Source organism: Streptomyces sp. NPDC058664 (genome assembly GCF_042716635.1).
Lineage (GTDB): Bacteria > Actinomycetota > Actinomycetes > Streptomycetales > Streptomycetaceae > Streptomyces.
This window is the reverse complement of the sequence record NZ_JBHXRW010000032.1, coordinates 1-16,281: the sequence shown is the minus strand read 5'-3', so window position 1 is coordinate 16,281 and position 16,281 is coordinate 1. Positions and strand designations below refer to the sequence as shown.

At 72.6% G+C, this 16,281-nt stretch carries 13 protein-coding genes and 1 pseudogene; 7 read left to right on the top strand and 7 right to left on the bottom strand.

The window, feature by feature from the left end:
- Positions 1-7 precede the first annotated feature (7 nt).
- Together ACFWUY_RS24735 and ACFWUY_RS24730 are read right to left on the bottom strand one after the other, a co-directional pair.
- On the bottom strand, positions 8-1,141 hold the full coding sequence (locus ACFWUY_RS24735) for an acyl-CoA dehydrogenase family protein (RefSeq protein WP_384112999.1): 1,134 nt from the start codon (positions 1,139-1,141) through the stop codon (positions 8-10).
- Positions 1,141-2,343: an amidohydrolase family protein gene (locus ACFWUY_RS24730; RefSeq protein ID WP_384112996.1), complete on the bottom strand. Its 1,203-nt coding sequence runs from the start codon at positions 2,341-2,343 to the stop codon at positions 1,141-1,143. The genes ACFWUY_RS24735 and ACFWUY_RS24730 overlap by 1 nt, the downstream gene beginning before the upstream one ends.
- A 134-nt stretch (positions 2,344-2,477) precedes the next feature.
- Between ACFWUY_RS24730 and ACFWUY_RS24725 the strand changes: the two genes are divergently transcribed.
- Positions 2,478-3,992 (top strand): class I adenylate-forming enzyme family protein, encoded by a 1,515-nt coding sequence (locus ACFWUY_RS24725; RefSeq protein ID WP_384112993.1) that lies wholly within the window; start codon positions 2,478-2,480, stop codon positions 3,990-3,992.
- Between the two features lie 144 nt (positions 3,993-4,136).
- Here ACFWUY_RS24725 and ACFWUY_RS24720 read toward each other — a convergent pair.
- Positions 4,137-4,484: pseudogene (locus tag ACFWUY_RS24720) on the bottom strand (STAS domain-containing protein); the annotation flags it as partial.
- 182 nt (positions 4,485-4,666) lie between these two features.
- On the opposite strand from ACFWUY_RS24720, the gene ACFWUY_RS24715 reads away from it, so the two are divergent.
- Both ACFWUY_RS24715 and ACFWUY_RS24710 read left to right on the top strand, forming a co-directional pair.
- Positions 4,667-5,248, top strand: coding sequence for a sigma-70 family RNA polymerase sigma factor (locus tag ACFWUY_RS24715; RefSeq protein ID WP_384112990.1), 582 nt, complete (start codon positions 4,667-4,669; stop codon positions 5,246-5,248).
- Entirely contained in the window at positions 5,245-6,591 is a 1,347-nt protein-coding gene (locus ACFWUY_RS24710) for a maleylpyruvate isomerase N-terminal domain-containing protein (protein WP_384112987.1), read from the top strand. Before ACFWUY_RS24715 ends, ACFWUY_RS24710 begins: the two co-directional genes overlap by 4 nt.
- A 26-nt stretch (positions 6,592-6,617) precedes the next feature.
- Here the strand turns inward: ACFWUY_RS24710 and purU are convergent, their stop codons facing one another.
- Entirely contained in the window at positions 6,618-7,469 is an 852-nt protein-coding gene (gene purU / locus ACFWUY_RS24705; protein WP_384112984.1) for a formyltetrahydrofolate deformylase, read from the bottom strand.
- 104 nt (positions 7,470-7,573) lie between these two features.
- Positions 7,574-8,017: a hypothetical protein gene (locus ACFWUY_RS24700; RefSeq protein ID WP_384113245.1), complete on the bottom strand. Its 444-nt coding sequence runs from the start codon at positions 8,015-8,017 to the stop codon at positions 7,574-7,576.
- A 192-nt stretch (positions 8,018-8,209) separates the two neighbouring features.
- On the opposite strand from ACFWUY_RS24700, the gene ACFWUY_RS24695 reads away from it, so the two are divergent.
- Positions 8,210-9,514 carry an ABC transporter substrate-binding protein gene (locus ACFWUY_RS24695; protein WP_384112981.1) on the top strand — a complete coding sequence of 435 codons (1,305 nt, stop codon included), beginning with the start codon at positions 8,210-8,212 and terminating at the stop codon, positions 9,512-9,514.
- Between the two features lie 25 nt (positions 9,515-9,539).
- Here ACFWUY_RS24695 and ACFWUY_RS24690 read toward each other — a convergent pair whose 3' ends face one another.
- Together ACFWUY_RS24690 and ACFWUY_RS24685 are read right to left on the bottom strand one after the other, a co-directional pair.
- Positions 9,540-11,060 carry a hypothetical protein gene (locus tag ACFWUY_RS24690; protein WP_384112978.1) on the bottom strand — a complete coding sequence of 507 codons (1,521 nt, stop codon included), beginning with the start codon at positions 11,058-11,060 and terminating at the stop codon, positions 9,540-9,542.
- A 113-nt stretch (positions 11,061-11,173) separates the two neighbouring features.
- Positions 11,174-12,556 (bottom strand): transcriptional regulator, encoded by a 1,383-nt coding sequence (locus tag ACFWUY_RS24685; RefSeq protein WP_384112975.1) that lies wholly within the window; start codon positions 12,554-12,556, stop codon positions 11,174-11,176.
- Between the two features lie 272 nt (positions 12,557-12,828).
- Here ACFWUY_RS24685 and ACFWUY_RS24680 point away from each other — a divergent pair, with 272 nt between their 5' ends.
- The 3 genes from ACFWUY_RS24680 to ACFWUY_RS24670 all read left to right on the top strand — a co-directional run bounded on the left by ACFWUY_RS24680 (position 12,829) and on the right by ACFWUY_RS24670 (position 16,122).
- Positions 12,829-13,515 carry a bifunctional DNA primase/polymerase gene (locus tag ACFWUY_RS24680; protein ID WP_384112971.1) on the top strand — a complete coding sequence of 229 codons (687 nt, stop codon included), beginning with the start codon at positions 12,829-12,831 and terminating at the stop codon, positions 13,513-13,515.
- A 118-nt stretch (positions 13,516-13,633) separates the two neighbouring features.
- Entirely contained in the window at positions 13,634-14,479 is an 846-nt protein-coding gene (locus ACFWUY_RS24675; protein WP_384112967.1) for an ABC transporter ATP-binding protein, read from the top strand.
- Positions 14,476-16,122, top strand: a complete 1,647-nt coding sequence (locus tag ACFWUY_RS24670) for a transporter (RefSeq protein WP_384112964.1) — start codon at positions 14,476-14,478, stop codon at positions 16,120-16,122. Before ACFWUY_RS24675 ends, ACFWUY_RS24670 begins: the two co-directional genes overlap by 4 nt.
- Positions 16,123-16,281 lie beyond the last annotated feature (159 nt).

Below are 16,281 nucleotides of genomic sequence, written 5' to 3'. Positions count from 1 at the left end.
GCGGGGGTCACCGGCCCTTCGGGAGGCCGAGGATGCGCTCGGCGACGATGTCGCGCTGGATCTGGGAGGTGCCGGCGGCGATCGTGTACGAGAGCGAGGAGAGCCGGTCGAGGGTCCAGTCGCGGTCCAGGTCGAGCGCGTCGGGGCCGAGGACGGCGGCGGCGGCCTCGTACAGCTCCTGACGCGCGTGCGAGTAGTGCAGTTTGAAGACGGAGCCGCCGGCGCCGGGGACCCCGCCGGTGGCCTGGGCCTCGCTGACGTTGGCCTGGACGATCCGCCAGAGGGCCTGGAACTCGGCGGAGAGCCTGCCGAGGCGCCGCCGCAGGACGGGGTCGTCCCAGGTGCCGTTCGCGCGGGCGGTACGGGCGAGTCCGCCGAGGAGGCGGCGGCAGGCGACGACCTCGCCGACGAAGGCGGTGCCGCGTTCGAAGGAGAGGGTGACCATGGTGACCCGCCAGCCGTCGTTCTCCTCGCCGACCCGGTTCCCGACGGGTACGCGCACCTCGTCGAGGAAGAGTTCGGCGAACTCCGTCGAGCCCGCGAGGGTGCGCAGCGGCCGTACGGTGACGCCGGGGGCGTCCATCGGCATGGCGAGCCAGCTGATGCCCCGGTGCCGGGGGGCCGCCGGGTCGGTCCGTACGAGGAGTTCGCACCAGTCGGCGACCTCGGCGTGCGAGGTCCAGATCTTCTGGCCGCTGACGACGTACGCGTCGCCGTCCCGTACCGCGCGGGTCCTGAGCGAGGCCAGGTCGGAGCCGGCGTCGGGTTCGCTGAAGCCCTGGCACCAGACCTCGTCGCCGCGCAGGATCGGCGGCAGCCAGCGCGCGCGCTGTTCCGCCGTGCCTTCGGCGGCGACGGTGGGGCCCGCGTGGAGGAGTCCGACGAAGTTGGCGCCGACGTAGGGCGCGCCGGCGCGTTCGGTCTCCTCCAGGAAGATGAGCCGTTGCGTCGGGGAGGCGTCCCAGTGGGTGTCGGCGTATCCGGCGTCGTACAGGCGGCGCTGCCAGCCGCAGTCGTACGCGCGGCGGGCGGGCCAGTCGAGCGGGTCGGGCCGGGCGGGGAGGCCGGGCAGGGTCGCGGCGAGCCATTCCCGCAACCTCGCGCGGTACTCCTCCTCCTCGTCGGTGCAGGACAGGTCCATCAGACGAGGCGCCGGTCGAGGTCGAGGCCCAGCATGCGGATGGCGTTGCCGCGCATGAGCTTGTAGACCGTCTCGTCGTCGAGGCCCTGGACGTGGTCGAGGGCGACCTCCTTGGTGTGCGGGAAGGTCGAGTCGACGTGCGGGTAGTCGGTCTCGAAGGTGGCGTTGTCCCTCCCCACCACGTCGAGCGAGGCGATGCCGTGCTTGTCGCGGAAGAAGCAGCAGAAGATCTGTCGGTAGTAGTACGTGGAGGGGGGTTCGGGGATCAGGTCGCGGACGCCGCCCCAGGCCCGGTGTTCCTCCCAGACGTCGTCGGCGCGCTCGAGGGCGTACGGGATCCAGCCCATCTGGCCCTCGCTGTAGGCGAGCTTGAGCGTCGGGAACTTGACGAGGACGCCGGAGAAGAGGAAGTCCATCATCGAGGCCATGGCGTTGTTGAAGCTGAGGGAGGCCTGGACGGCGGGCGGGGCGTCGGGGGAGGCGGCCGGCATCTGGCTGCTGGAGCCGATGTGCATGTTCACCACCGTTCCGGTCTCCTGGCAGACGGCGAAGAAGGGGTCCCAGTAGCCGGAGTGGATGGAGGGGAGCCCGAGGTGGGTGGGGATCTCGGAGAAGGTGACGGCCCTGACGCCCCGGGCGGCGTTCCGCCGGATCTCGGCCACGGCGAGGCCGATGTCCCACAGGGGGATGATGCAGAGCGGGATCAGCCGTCCGCCGCTGTCGCCGCACCACTCCTCGACCATCCAGTCGTTGTAGGCGCGGACGCAGGCGAGGGCGACCTCCTTGTCGTGGGCCTCGGCGAAGGTCTGGCCGCAGAAGCGGGGGAAGGTGGGGAAGCAGAGGGAGGCCTCGACGTGGTTGAGGTCCATGTCGGCGAGGCGCGCCTTCGGGTCCCAGCAGCCGCGCCGCATCTCCGCCCTGGTGATCCCTTCGAGGGTCATGTCGTCGCGGTCGAAGCCGACGGCGGCGATGTTGCGCTTGTACGGGAACTTGAGGTCCTCGTAGATCCACCAGTCGGTGGGCGGCCCTTCGGGGTCCATCGTGATCTGGTACTTGCCGGCGACGTAGGCGAGCGCGCCGATGCCGGCCGTGAGGGGCCGGGGGCCGCGGTCGCGGTACTTCTTCGGGAGCCAGGTCTCGAAGAGGTGGGCCGGCTCGATCACGTGGTCGTCGACGCTGATGATGCGGGGCAGTTCCGTCATGGAGCGTTCTCCATTTTCTGATGACCCGTCAGATCTGACGGGACCAGGCTAGCCCCGCACCCCTGGACCGACAAGCGGCGGACCTCTACGCTCGCCGCACGATCTGACGGAGCGTCAGCCAAGAGGAGTACGGGATGGAAGAGACCGCACACACGCTCGGCGAGTCCCGCACGCTCTGGGAGCTCGTCGAGCGCCGCACCGCCCTCACCCCCGACCGGCCCGTCCTCCTCCAGGAGGACCGCGTCCTCACCTTCGGCGGCCTCCGCGAGCGCGCCGAGCGCTGCGCCGCCGGCCTGTACGCCATGGGCGTGCGCCCCGGTACCGTCGTCGCCTGGCAGCTGCCCACCCGCATCGAGACCGCGGTGCTCTCCTTCGCGCTCGCCCGCATCGGAGCCGTACAGACGCCCGTGATCCCCTTCTACCGGGACAAGGAGGTCGGCTTCGCGCTGCGCGAGTCCAGGGCCGAGTTCTTCGCCGTCCCCGGAGAATGGCGCGGATTCGACCACGCGGAGATGGCCCGGCGGCTCGGCGCGCGTGGTGTCTTCGAGGCGTACGGCCCCGGTTCCCTCCCCGACGGCGACCCGGCCGTCCTGCCCCCGCCGCCCTCCTCCGGCACCGACGTCCGCTGGATCTACTGGACCTCGGGCACCACGTCCGACCCCAAGGGCGTCCTGCACACCGACCGCTCGCTCCTCGCCGGCGGCTCCTGCCTCGCCCACGCGCTCCGGCTCACCGAGGCCGACGTCGGCTCGATGGCCTTCCCGTACGCGCACATCGCCGGACCCGACTACACGGTGATGCTGCTGCTCTACGGATTCCCGGCGGTGATGTTCGAACAGTTCGCGCTCCCGGACGCCCTGGCCGAGTACCGCAGGCACGGGGTGACCGTGGCCGGCGGCTCCACCGCCTTCTACGCGATGTTCCTCGCCGAGCAGCGCAAACACCCCGGCGAACCCGTCATCCCCACCCTGCGGCTGCTCGCGGGCGGCGGGGCGCCGAAGCCGCCGGAGATCTACCACGCCGTACGGAAGGAGCTGGGCTGCCAGCTCACCCACGGGTACGGCATGACGGAGGTCCCCATGATCACGATGGGCGACCCCGACGACACCCCCGAGAACCTCGCGACCACCGAGGGCCGCCCGCCCGCCGGCATGGAGATCCGGATCACCGGCACCGGCGAGGTCCGGCTGCGCGGCGAGGCCGTCTGCCGGGGCTATCTCGACCCGGCCCAGACGGCCGCCGCCTTCGACGAGGACGGCTTCCTCGTCACCGGGGACGTCGGACACCTCACCCCGAGCGGACACCTCGTCCTCACGGGCCGCGTGAAGGACATCATCATCCGCAAGGGGGAGAACATCTCCGCCAAGGAGATCGAGGACCTGCTCCACGAGCACCCGGACGTCGGTGACACCGCCGTCATAGGCCTCCCGGACGCCGAGCGCGGCGAACGCGTCTGCGCGGTCGTCGAACAGCCGCCGGGGGCCGCGCCGCTGACCCTGCCCGCGCTGACGGCCTTCCTGCGGGAGGCGGGCCTCTCCGTCCACAAGCTGCCGGAACAGCTGGAGGTGGTGGACGCGCTCCCCCGCAACGAGACGCTGCGGAAGGTGCTCAAGTACAAGCTCAGGGAACGCTTCGGCCCGTCGCGGTGAGGCCCGTCACGATGAGGCCGGTCTCGGCCCCGTGACGGTGAGGCCGGTCGTGATGATGTCCGCCCTCGTGACACCGGCCGGGTCGGCTTCCGCGTCGGCGTCGCCGGGACCGGTGGGCGAGGGCACCTCCACGGGCAGTGGATCCGTTCCGGACAGGGCCGCGGCCCCGTTCTCGTACACCTCGAAGAGGCGCCGGACGCCGAGCGCGGCGAGCACCCGGCCGACGTGCCCCTCCCGGTCCTCGGGAAGGATCAGCCGGAGCCGGCCCCCGCAGGACCGCAGCAGCCGGCGGGCCGCGATCAGCATGCCCACGCCGCTGGAATCGCAGAACCGGACGGCGGACAGGTCGAGCACCAGATCGTGACGGCCACCCGCGACCACGTCGTGGACGCGGCGACGTATCCGGGGGGAGGTGATCAGGTCCAGTTCCCCCCGCACGCGGAACAGCGTCCAGGAGCCGTACTCGTCCTCGTCGACCTCGATCGTCGTCACGGACGCCGCCTGCCCCGCCGTAACCCGGCGAAACCCCCCGGCCGAAGGATGGCGCTTTCCTTACCACCCGGATCCACGTCAAGGGCGCACTTGCGGCAAACGGACGTGCGTTGTCGGCACGGCGCATTACTTTGGAGGAGAACCGGGCAGCCGGGAGGGGAGCCGGAGGGGCGGAGGGGCGGATGGCGAGGGACACACCACTGCGCTGGGACCGCAGAATGCAGCAGCGTCTCGCGCGCGGTGAGGCCGCCGCGCTCGGCGAGCTGTACGACCGGTTCGCCTCGCTGGTGCACAGCCTCGCCCACCGGGTCCTCGACGACGACGACGCGGCCGACCAGATCACCCGCGAGGTCTTCGGCTACATCTGGGAGAACCCCGACGCCTACGACCCCAAGCAGGGCAAGATGCGCGCGTGGATCGCCCGGCTGACGCAGTCGCAGGCCGTGCACCGGCTGCGGCAGGCCGAGGCGACGGCGTACGCGGAGACGGGCCTGGGCTCCGTCGAGGAGCTGGAGCAGAAGGTGCGCCGGGCCTCCGTCGCGGCCCGCGCCGACTACATCGTGACGTCCATGCCGACGCCGCTGCGGGCCGCGCTCGAACTGGCCTACTTCCAGCGACGGGACTACCGGCAGACCGCCGCCGACCTCGGCGTCACCGAGGACGAGGCGCGGCGGCGCCTCCGCCTCGGCCTCCAGCTGCTCTCCTCGGCGAACACCCGGCACCCCGAGGGCGGCGGACCGCCGGGCTACGGACGGGCACGGTGACGGGGGCGGACGACGACGCGGACGGCGTCGCACGCACCCCGTGGATACCGGGGCCGCGCCGGGCGGCGGACGACCACGCGGACCTGACGGCGCCACCCGAGCCGGAGGAGCGCGGACCGGAGGAGCACGGGCCGGAGGAGCACGGGCCGGAGGCGTATCGACCGGAGGAGTACGGGGACGAGACGAACGGAACGGACGAGACGGAGGAGACGCCCGGGGTGGAACCCGAGCCGGAGGTGCCGGTCCTCAGTCACGGTGTGCTCAAGTCCCTCCTCGGGGCCTGGGCACTTTCGGCGTGTTCGGCCGGGGAGACCCAGGCCGTCGAGGACCACCTCACGGCCTGCGCGCCGTGCGCGGACGAGGCCCTGAGGCTGCGCGACGCCGTGGCGCTGCTGCACGAGGACCGCGACCTGGACCTCGACCCGCTGCTGCGGTCCCGGGTCCTGGAGAACTGCCTGGGCCGCCGCCCGGCACGCATCCCGATCCCCGGCTGGGTCACCCCGTACGACGCGGAGACCGCGCGGCTCGACGCGCTGCTGCGGGACATCGGCGAGTCGGAGTGGCACGCGCCGGTACGGCTCAAGTGGTACGAGGAGGACCGGGTCGTCCGCCGGAAGGCGACCGTCGCCGGGGTCATCGGTCACCTGCTCGCCGTGGACGGCCTGGTGTCGACGGCGCTCGGCCTCGACGACCCGCTGGGCGCGGGCACGCCGGAGCTGTCACCCACCGAGCGGACGGAGGCGTTCTGGTCGGGTCTCGACCGGCCGGCGAACCGGTCCCTGCGGGAGCCCTGGCGGGAGCAGAGCCACACCCTGATCCGCACGGTCTCGTTCGCGGGGCGGGGAGTGGCGGACCTGACGGTCACCTACAAGGACTTCGCGCTGCCGCTGCGGGACTCCCTCCTGGAGCGGGCCTTCGAGTGCTGGGTGCACGCGGAGGACATCGCGCAGGCGGTGGCGTACCCGTACGCGCCGCCGAGCGGCCCGCACCTCCACGACATGATCGACCTGGCGGCCCGGCTGCTGCCGGCGGCCCTGGCCGGGCGGCGCCGCAGCGGCCTCGCGGCGCCGGCCCGTCACCTGGTCGCGGCGGGCGCGCCGGGCCGCTCGCTCCACCTGGAAGTGGAGGGCGCGGGCGGTGGCCACTGGTACATCGCCCTGGACTCCCCGGCCGCCGTCGGATCGCCGGACCACGCGGTGGCGCAGGTGGCGATGGACGGGGTGGAGTTCTGCCAGCTGATGGCGGGGCACGTCTCGCCGGAGGAGGCGGCGGCGGGCCAGGACGGCGACCGGGAGGCCATCAGGGACGTCCTCTCGGCAGCGGCGTCCCTGAGCCGCCTGTAGCCCGCCCCTCGTCGCGGGCCCGGCGGCTACGCGAAGACGACCGTGCGGCGGCCGTTCAGGAGGATGCGGCGTTCCGCGTGCCACTTGACCGCGCGGGCCAGGGCCTGGCACTCCACGTCCCGGCCGATCGCGACGAGCTGGTCGGGGGTCACCTCGTGGCCGACCCGTTCGACCTCCTGCTCGATGATCGGGCCCTCGTCGAGGTCGGCCGTCACGTAGTGGGCCGTCGCGCCGATCAGCTTCACGCCGCGCGTGTGCGCCTGGTGGTAGGGCTTGGCGCCCTTGAAGCTGGGGAGGAAGGAGTGGTGGATGTTGATGATCCGGCCGGAGAGCTGCTTGCAGAGGTCGTCGGAGAGGACCTGCATGTAGCGGGCGAGGACGACCAGCTCGACGTTCTCCGAGCGGACCAGGTCCAGGAGCTCCGCCTCCGCCGCCGCCTTCGTGTCCTTCGTCACCGGGATGTGCCGGAAGGGGATCCCGTAGGAGCCGACGAGTTCCTCGAAGTCCGTGTGGTTGGAGACGACCGCGACGATCTCGACGGGCAGCGCGCCGATCCGGGACCGGAACAGCAGGTCGTTCAGGCAGTGGCCGAATTTCGACACCATGAGGACGACCCGCATGCGCTCGTCGGCCCGGTTGATCTGCCAGTCCATGGTGTAGGCGTCGCCGACGGCGGCGAAGCTGGCCCGCAGCTTGTCGACGTCGACCGGGGCCTCGGCCGAGAAGTGGACCCGCATGAAGAAGAGACCGGTGTCACGGTCTCCGAACTGCTGACTGTCCTCGATGTTGCATCCCGTGATGAAGAGGTAGCTCGACACGGCGTGCACGATGCCCTGCTTGTCGGGGCACGAGAGGGTGAGGACGTACTGGTCGGTCATCCTGTCAGCCTGCCACACCCGGGCGGGCCGGGTGCGCCACTGTCCGTCTGACGGAACGCCGGGGGAGCGTCCCGGGAGCGTCTCGGGACCGGGTCGTGATCAGGTCAGGACCGGGTCATGATCCTGAGCACGTCGAGCGAGCGCGGGGGCGTGTCGGGGTCCTCGCCGTCGGCCCGGGCGAGGTGGACGTGGGCCTCGCGGGCGGCCCGCACGGCCTCGGGCCAGCCGGGGTGTTCGAGGTAGGCGGAGACGGCGGCGTCGGGTCCGACCTGGTGCATGATGCGGAGCACCCGGAGGACGGCGACGTCGACGAGGGCGGCCTCGCCGGCGTCACGGAAGATCGAGCCGACGTACTTCTCGGCGGACCAGTTGTCGAGCCAGGTGTCCTCGACGAGGCGGTAGACGGCGTCGGTGACGTCGCCGTACCCGTCGAGGCCGGCGAGCCAGGTCGTCTCGTGGAACCCTGGGTCGGAGAGCATGTGAAGCGCCGAGCGCACGTTGATGCGCCAGCGCCACCACGGCATGTCGTTGAGCGGCATGCCGCCCATGGTGGAGGAGCGACGGCCGCGACGGGAAGAGTTCACCGAACCGGAGACTGGACTGGACACGCTTCGATCGTACGTTCCCGTGTCCGGTAAGCGGAGTCCGCCCCTCGCGGCCCCCGTAATTCACCTTGACGTCACCCACCGTTGAACCACGCACACTCCCGCGTTACCCATGAGGCGGAAATGTGCATGCCCATGACCGGTAGGCGACTGACCTCACTCTTCGCGTATGTCACGACCGCGGCGACCGGAGCCTCGTTGCTCACCGGGTGTGGCGTGCTCCCTGGGGCCACGGGGGGCTCCAGGGAGCCCGTCACGGTGATGACGTGGGCTCCCGACCAGACCCGGGCAACCAATATGCCCGGAATGCCCGCCATGGCGCAGGCCTTCGCCCGCTGGGTCAACTCCCAGGGCGGCATCGACGGCCACGAACTGCGCGTCCTCACCTGTAACGAACACAACACCAGCACCGGCGCCGCCGCCTGCGCACGCCGGGCCGTCCACGAGAACGTGGTCGCGGTCGTCGGCTCGTACAGCCAGAACGGCCGCGCCTTCATGGCCCCCCTCGAGGCCGCCGGCATCCCGTACATCGGTGGCTACGGCATCTCGGAGGACGAGTTCAGCAGCCCGCTCTCCTACCCCGTCAACGGCGGACAGGCCTCCCTCATCGCCGGCCACGGCATGCAGCTCGCCGAGTCCTGCCGTACGGTCTCCCTCGTCCGGCCCGACACCCTCGCCGGCGACAAGCTTCCCGAACTCCTCAACTCCGGCCTCCGCAAGTCGAGTCAGCGCAACGCCGTCGACATCCCGGCCGTCGAGGACGCGGCCGAGTACACCGAGCAGGCCGACCGGGCCCGCGAGAAGGCCGGCGACGAGGACGGCTGCGTCACCGCCGTGCTCGGCGAGCGCACGCAGACGTTCTTCGACTCCTTCCGCCGGCTCCCGGGGAACGACGGAAGCGGCGGTGACAGCGACAACGGCGGCGACGGCGGCTCGGACGAGAAGCGGGACGCCGTACGGATCTCGTCCGTCCTCGGCAGCGTCAACCAGCCCGTGATCGACCGCACCGGCGGCGCCCGCAGCCCCTTCGAGGGCGCGTTCGTCACCGGCTGGTACCCGGAGGCGTCCGACAAGAGCTGGACGCCGATGCGCAAGGTCATCCAGGAGCACGCGTTCGCCGACAACCGGGTCGACCCGGCCGACGCGGGCGTCCAGACCACCTGGATCGCGTACACGGTCCTCAAGGAGGTCGTCGAGGCCCTCGACACCGACAAGGTCACGGCCACCCGGATCGCCCACGCCCTGGACCGGGGCGCGCGGATCGACACCGGCGGTCTGACCCCCGTCCTGCGCTGGAAGTACGAGGACCTGCTCGGCGCCCCGAGCTTCCCCCGGATCGTCAACCACGAGGTGACGTTCCAGGTGGTCCGGCAGGGACGCCTTGTGGCACAGAAGCCCGGCTTCGTCGACGTCGGCGAGACCGTCCTCAGCGCCCCCTGATCCGGCCTGATCGGCAAGACACCCCCTACAGCTGGGTGGGCTGCCGCTTCTCCAGTCCGTACTTCTCGGCGGTCGGGTTCCACAGCCCGGCCGCCGTGCGCTTGGCCTTGGTCGCCTCACCGCTCTTCGTGTTCGCCGCGGAGAGGTGGTTGGTGGAGGTGGCCTTGCCGCCCTTGCACGCCTTCTTGGCCTTCATCTGGACGGCCCAGGCCGCGTAGTGGTCGTCGGCGGCCGCCGAGGCCTGCCAGGCCTTGGTGAGCGCCGCCGTCAGCGCCTTGTTGTCCGGGATCTTGTCGACCGAGAGCGCCTGGAGCTTGGTGACCAGGCCCCGGCGCTGGTCGGCGGCTCCGCGCAGGTCGGCGGCGGCCTTGTCCAGGTTCTTGCACTGCTTGACGGACTCGACCGAGCTGATCACCGTGTCACGGCTGTCGCTGCTGGTCGCCAGCAGCTTGCTCAGCTCCTGCGCCTGCGGCTCCGCCGGGTCGGCGGGCTTCTCCGTGGGCTGCTGCGTCTCGGTGGGGGCGGGCGCGGAGGAGGTCGCCACCACGTTCTGCCCGTCGGTCTTGGGGTCCTCCTCCTCGCCGCCGCTGAGGAGGGCGCCGGCGCCGAGACCGACGACCGCGCAGCCGACGACGACGGCGGCGATCAGTGCGACCGGCGACTTGCGGCGCGGCGGCTCGGGCTCGCCACCGTCGTAGTAGGCGTCCTGGTACGCGTACTGCTGCGGGGGCGCGGGCGGCTGGTGCTGGTGCTGCGGCGGCTGGTGATGCTGCTGGTACGGAGGCGGAGTCGGCTGCTGGTACGCCTGGGTGTGCGGCTGCGGCTGCTGCGGCGGCCTCGGGGCCTCCGTACGGAAGAGGTTGTCGAACTCGGCGGGCGGCTGCCGCTCACCGGGTTCCTGCCCCGGTACGGGGGCGATGTACTGGGTCGCGTCCGAGGCGCCCGCGGGCCCGGGGCCCTGCTGGCCCTGCTGAACCTGTTGGCCCTGCTGGCCCTGCGCCTGGAGCGGTCCCGTGCCGAGGAACTGGGTGTGGGAGCCACCGCCCTGCTGCTGCGGGGGCACCGGGGCGATGTGCTGGGTCGCCTGCATGTCACCGGCGGCCGGAGCGCCCGGCCCCGGGTAGCCGTACCCGGGCTGCGGGGCGGACACCGGCGGCGGGTACCCGTACCCCGGCTGCGGCATCCCGCCCGGCGCCTGGGGTATCCCGCCCGACACCGGCGGCATCGCGCCCGCGACCGGGGCGATGTGCTGGGTCGCCTGCATGTCGGCGGCGCCCGGGGCGCCCTGGCCCGGGTAGCCGTAGCCGGGCTGCGGCGGCGCGCCCTGCGGCGGGACCGGCGGCAGGTACTGGGTGGACTGCATGTCGGCGGGGCCGCCCGGCGGCGCCTCAGGAGGGAGCGGCTGCGCGGGCGGCAGCGGCTGTCCGCCCGGCGCGGCGCCGGCGGGACCCCAGGCGCCACCGTACGACTGTGCTCCCCCTTGGCCGTTCTGCGCGGGGGGCACCGCCGGGTACTGCGGCTCCGGACCCTGTCCGTTCTGCGTCACCGGGACTCCTACTGGTGGACCTACGGAATCGTCGGCCCACGCTACCGGGTGCGCGCCGGGCTCCGCACACACGTGTGAGCCCGGTTACACAACCTTCTTCCGCCATCGGAGCCCTATGCCGCGTACAGCTCCATCCGCGCCCCGAACTCCCGCACCACGGGCTCCGCCGCGTACGGCTCGAGGCGCTCCCGCAGGTCGTCCAGGTACTCCGTGCCCCGCGACGACCGCAGCGTGCCCAGGAGTTCGAGCGCCCGCGTCCCCGTCCGGCAGGCCTGCTCGACCTCCCGCTGCTGGACCTGCGCCGAGGCGAGCAGGGCGAGACCGATCGCCCGCCGCCGCGTCCGCGTCACCGGGTGTCCCGCGACCGACTCCTCCGCCGCCCGCGCCGCCGCCTCCGCCCGCCCCAGGTCGCGGTGGCAGTGCGCCAGTTCGTCCGCCAGGTACGCCCGGTCGAAGTGGGCGATCCACGCCGGGTCGTCGTCCGCCTCCGGGGCGGCCCGGTCCAGTGCCCGTACGGCGCGTCCGGCGGCCGCCTCGAAGGCGCGCACGTCCCCGAGGAGGGCGTGCCCGCGTGCCTCGGCCGCGAGGAACATCGCCTCCGCCCGCGGCGGCACCTTGCCCCGCGCCCCTTCCTGCGCGGCCCGCGCCAACTGGGCGATCTCCCGGGGGGTTCCGAGCTGCGCGGCGAGATGGCTCATCGAGGCGGCGAGCACGTACCCGCCGTAGCCCCGGTCGCCGGCCGCCTGCGCGAGCCGCAGCGCCTGGATGTAGTACCGCTGGGCGAGGCCCGGTTCGCCGGTGTCCACCGCCATGTACCCGGCGAGTTCGGTGAGTCGGGCGACGGCGGCGAACAGCTGCCGGCCGACCGCCTCGCGGTAGGAGCCGGACAGCATGCCGGACACCACGCTGTTGAGGTAGTGGACGACCACCGGTCGCACGTGGCCGCTGCCGAACCGCCGGTCGAGGTCGACGAGCGCGCTCGTCATCTCCCGTACGGCCGCCACGTCCGCGACGCCGACGCGGGCCCCGGCCGTCCGGGCCACGTGGGAGTCGGGCACCGTGATCAGCCAGTCCCTGCTGGGCTCGACGAGGGCGGAGGCCGCGACGGTGGAGCCGGAGAGGAAGTCGCGGCGGCCGACGTCGCTGCGCCACAGCTCGCAGACCTGCTCGATCGCCCCGGGCACGGTCGGCGCGAACTGGAGCCCGACCCCGGCGGCGAGGTTGCGGCCGTTGGCCATGCCGACCTCGTCGATCGTGACGGTGCGGCCCAGTTTGCGGCCGAGCGCCTCGGCGATGATTCCCGGTGCCCGGCCGCGCGGTTGCTGGCCGCGCAGCCAGCGCGCCACCGACGTCTTGTCGTACCGGAGGTCGAGGCCGCGCTCCGCGCCGACCATGTTGACCCTGCGGGCGAGACCGGCGTTGGAGCAGCCGGCCTCCTGGATGAGCGCCTGGAGCCGTTCGTTGAGCTGACGCGGAACGAGTGGTCTGGCTGCCATGAGTACCCCCTGAGGCCGTGCGGTGATCACGGGAGAAGTGACGACGAGAGAAGTGATCACTGCCCGGCGGATATCCGGTCAATGCCGATGTGAACACGCGAAACCGGACACGTCGGCCGCGTCCTCGCCGCCGGCGCCCCACCTGTGCGTACCCATCCCCGCTCCCCGGCCCCCCGCGCGCCCCCGCCCGTGCACCGATGCGCCCCGCGTGCAGGATCGATGCCTCACACCGGGCGGCGCCCCGCCCGTAACCCCAGGTGACGGGGGAAGTTGTGTTCACCGTGGAAGAGACCATCGGAGTCACGGAAGCCGCACAGATCCCCAAGCAGCGGGGCGAGCAGCTGCTGGACAGCGCCGTGCGGTACGCGGAAGAGCGGCACTGGGACGTGTTCCCCGGAACCTGGCTGGAGGCCGTCGAGGGCAGGGAACGCTGCTCGTGCGGCGCGGACACGTGCGCCGTGCCCGGCGCCCACGCGGTCAGGCCCGACTGGTCGACCCAGGCGACCGGCAGCGGGGTCGGGGCCCGGCGCATGTGGTCGAAGCAGCCGAAGTCGTCGATCCTGCTGCCGACCGGCCGCACCTTCGACGCGATCGAGGTCTCCGAGTCGGCCGGTTTCCTGGCGCTCGCCCGGATGGAGCGCATGGAGCTGACGCTCGGCCCGGTGACCTGCACCCCGGACCGCCGGATGTACTTCTTCGTGCTGCCCGGCGCCGCCACCAAGGTGCCGGACCTCGTCCGGAAGCTGGGCTGGGTCCCCTCCGCCCTCGATCTCACCACCCGCGGCGAGGGCTACTACGTGGCGGCCCCGCCGACCCGGATCGGCGGCTGCGGCGCGGTGCAGTGGGCCCGGCGCCCCACCCCGGCGAACCGCTGGCTGCCCGACGCGGAGGAGCTGATCAGCGCCCTCGCGTACGCGTGCGGCCGGGAGGCGGCGGAGGCACGGAACCGCACGCCGTGACCCTGGGCCCGTGACGCCGTGACCTCGGGCCCGTAGCGCCGTGACCCTGGGCCCCGTACGGGCCCCGCCTTTAAGGTGGGGCCCGTACACACGGGGACGATCAAGGGGATGACGGACCATGCCTGACCAGGCATTCGAGGGGAAGTTCGACAAGGCGGGCGCCGCACCGGGGGAAGGTGCGGCGCCCGCTGTGCGTGTCGAGGGGCTGTGGAAACGATTCGGCCAGCAGATCGCGGTGAACGGGATCGACCTGGTCCTGCCCGCAGGACGCTTCATCGGGCTCGTCGGCCCCAACGGCGCCGGCAAGACCACCACCCTCTCGATGATCACCGGTCTGCTCCGCCCCGACCAGGGCCGCATCCAGGTCGCCGGGCACGACGTGTGGGCCGACCCGGAGTCGGTCGCCCGCGTCAAGGAGCGGATCGGCATCCTGCCGGAGGGCCTGCGGCTCTTCGAGCGCCTCTCGGGCCGTGAACTCCTCGCGTACAGCGGCCGGCTGCGGGGCCTTCCGGGCGCCGAGGTCGACAAGCGGGCCGCGCAGCTCCTCGACGTCCTCGACCTGACCGGTTCGCAGAACAAGCTGGTCGTGGACTACTCGACCGGCATGCGGAAGAAGATCGGGCTCGCGGCGGCGCTGCTCCACAACCCCGAGGTGCTCTTCCTCGACGAGCCCTTCGAGGGCGTCGACCCGGTCTCGGCGCAGACCATCCGCGGGGTCCTGGAGCGGTACACCGCGTCCGGCGCGACCGTCGTCTTCTCCAGCCACGTCATGGAGCTGGTCGAGTCGCTCTGCGACTGGGTCGCCGTGATGGCGGCGGGCCGGATCCGGGCACAGGGGACGCTCGCCGAGGTACGGGGCGACGCGCCCTCCCTCCAGGCCGCGTTCCTCGAACTCGTCGGGGCGAACGGGCGCGAGACGGCCGGGGACTCCCTCGACTGGCTGGGCGGCGGGGCGCAGCGATGAGTGCCGTGACGACCCCCACCACCACCGCGGCCACCGCCTCCCCCGTACCGTCGCTCACGTCCGTCTTCGTACGGCTCAAGCTGTCGCTGCTGCGGAACGGGCTGAGGCAGTCGGGCGGGCGGACCGCCGCGTACATCGTCTCGATCGTCTTCGGGGTTCTGTTCGCCGCGGGGATGGTGCTGGGCTTCGCCCTCCTGCGGGGCAGCGCCGACGCCGGGAGCATCGCGGTCCTCATGACGGCGGTGACCGCGCTCTCGTGGGCGGTGATGCCGCTGTTCGTACCCGGCGGTGACGAGACCCTCGACCCGTCGCGGCTCGTGATGCTGCCGCTGCGGCCCCAGCCGCTGATCCGGGCCCTGTTCGTGGCCTCCCTCGTGGGTGTCGGGCCCGTCCTCACCCTGTTCCTGGCGTTCGGCGCGGCCCTGTCCGTCGCGCACGGCGCCGCCGCCACGGTCGTCGCCGTCGCCGCTGTGCCGCTGACCGTCGCCGTGTGCGTGGCGCTGTCCCGGGCCGTGGCCGCCGCCAACATCCGGCTGCTCACCTCCCGCAAGGGCCGGGACCTGGCGCTGCTCAGCGGCCTCGTCATCGCGGTCGGCATCCAGCTGGTGAACTTCGGCGCCCAGCGCCTCAGCCGACCCGGCGGTCTGACCGCCCTCGAACCGGTGGCGGCCGTCGCCGACTGGCTGCCGCCCTCCGCGGCGATCGGCGCGGTCGACGCGGCGAGCACCGGCGACCACGTGCAGGCGGTGGCGCGGCTGCTGCTCACCGCCGCCGCGCTCGTGGCGCTCGTGCACTGGTGGCAGCGGAGCCTCGTCCGGCTGATGGTCGAACCGGACGGCTCCACGATCGGCGCCGCGTCGGACGCGGGCGTCCGCGAGAAGTCCGCCGGTACGGGGCTCCTCGCCCGGGTCCTGCCGGGCGGGCGGACGGGCGCCGTCATGGAGCGGAGCCTGCGCTACATGTGGCGCGACCCGAAGACGAAGGCCTCGTGGGTGACCTCGCTCGCCCTCGGTCTGATCGTGCCGCTGTTCAACGCCTTCCAGGGCACCGGCTCGATCTACTGGGCCTGCTTCGCCTCCGGGATGCTCGGCATGCTGATGTACAACCAGTTCGGCCAGGACACCTCGGCGTTCTGGATGGTCGCCCAGACCATCTCGACGACCGCCGACGCGTACGCCGAACTCCGCGCGCGTGCCCTGGCCCTGCTCGCCGTGACCCTGCCGTACGCGGCTCTCGTCACGGTCCTCACGACCGCCGTCCTCGGTGACTGGTCGCGGCTGCCGGAGGCCCTGGGCCTGGCGTTCGCGCTGCTCGGCGCGATGCTGGCGACGGGGGCGGTGGCCTCGGCGCTCTTCCCGTACTCCATCCCGCAGGACAGCGGCTACAAGAACGTGGCGCCCGGACAGGCCGGGCTCGCCTGGATCTCGATCCTGGGCGGCATGCTCACGGCCCCGCTGCTGTGCGCGCCGCTCATCGGCGCGACGGTGTACCTGCACCTGTCCGACCGGCAGTCCCTGCTGTGGCTCCTGCTCCCGGCCGGAACGCTGTACGGCGCGCTCCTCGTATGGGCGAGCCTGAAGCTGTCGGCCCCCCGGACGGCGAGGCGGCTGCCGGAGATCCTGGCGGCGGTCAGCAAGGGGTAGGTCCGCGAGGGACAGGCCGGCCCTCCTGTACGTACGGCGGCGGCCCGCTCGGACGAGCGGGGCGCCCCCGGTCGGGCCCCTCCCGGGCCCGGCGCCCCACAGGGCGGGCGGGTAGGCGCCGCCCGGCCTCAGGGTGATTAAGTTGCCCCGGGTGAAGGC

Coding starts and splice junctions, on each gene's coding strand:
- ACFWUY_RS24725 (WP_384112993.1), top strand. CDS start 2,478: ATGGAAGAGACCGCACACACGCTCGGCGAGTCCCGCACGCTCTGGGAG.
- ACFWUY_RS24695 (WP_384112981.1), top strand. CDS start 8,210: ATGACCGGTAGGCGACTGACCTCACTCTTCGCGTATGTCACGACCGCG.
- purU (WP_384112984.1), bottom strand. CDS start 7,469: ATGACCGACCAGTACGTCCTCACCCTCTCGTGCCCCGACAAGCAGGGC.
- ACFWUY_RS24685 (WP_384112975.1), bottom strand. CDS start 12,556: ATGGCAGCCAGACCACTCGTTCCGCGTCAGCTCAACGAACGGCTCCAG.
- ACFWUY_RS24730 (WP_384112996.1), bottom strand. CDS start 2,343: ATGACGGAACTGCCCCGCATCATCAGCGTCGACGACCACGTGATCGAG.
- ACFWUY_RS24715 (WP_384112990.1), top strand. CDS start 4,667: ATGGCGAGGGACACACCACTGCGCTGGGACCGCAGAATGCAGCAGCGT.
- ACFWUY_RS24670 (WP_384112964.1), top strand. CDS start 14,476: ATGAGTGCCGTGACGACCCCCACCACCACCGCGGCCACCGCCTCCCCC.
- ACFWUY_RS24700 (WP_384113245.1), bottom strand. CDS start 8,017: ATGGGCGGCATGCCGCTCAACGACATGCCGTGGTGGCGCTGGCGCATC.
- ACFWUY_RS24675 (WP_384112967.1), top strand. CDS start 13,634: ATGCCTGACCAGGCATTCGAGGGGAAGTTCGACAAGGCGGGCGCCGCA.
- ACFWUY_RS24735 (WP_384112999.1), bottom strand. CDS start 1,141: ATGGACCTGTCCTGCACCGACGAGGAGGAGGAGTACCGCGCGAGGTTG.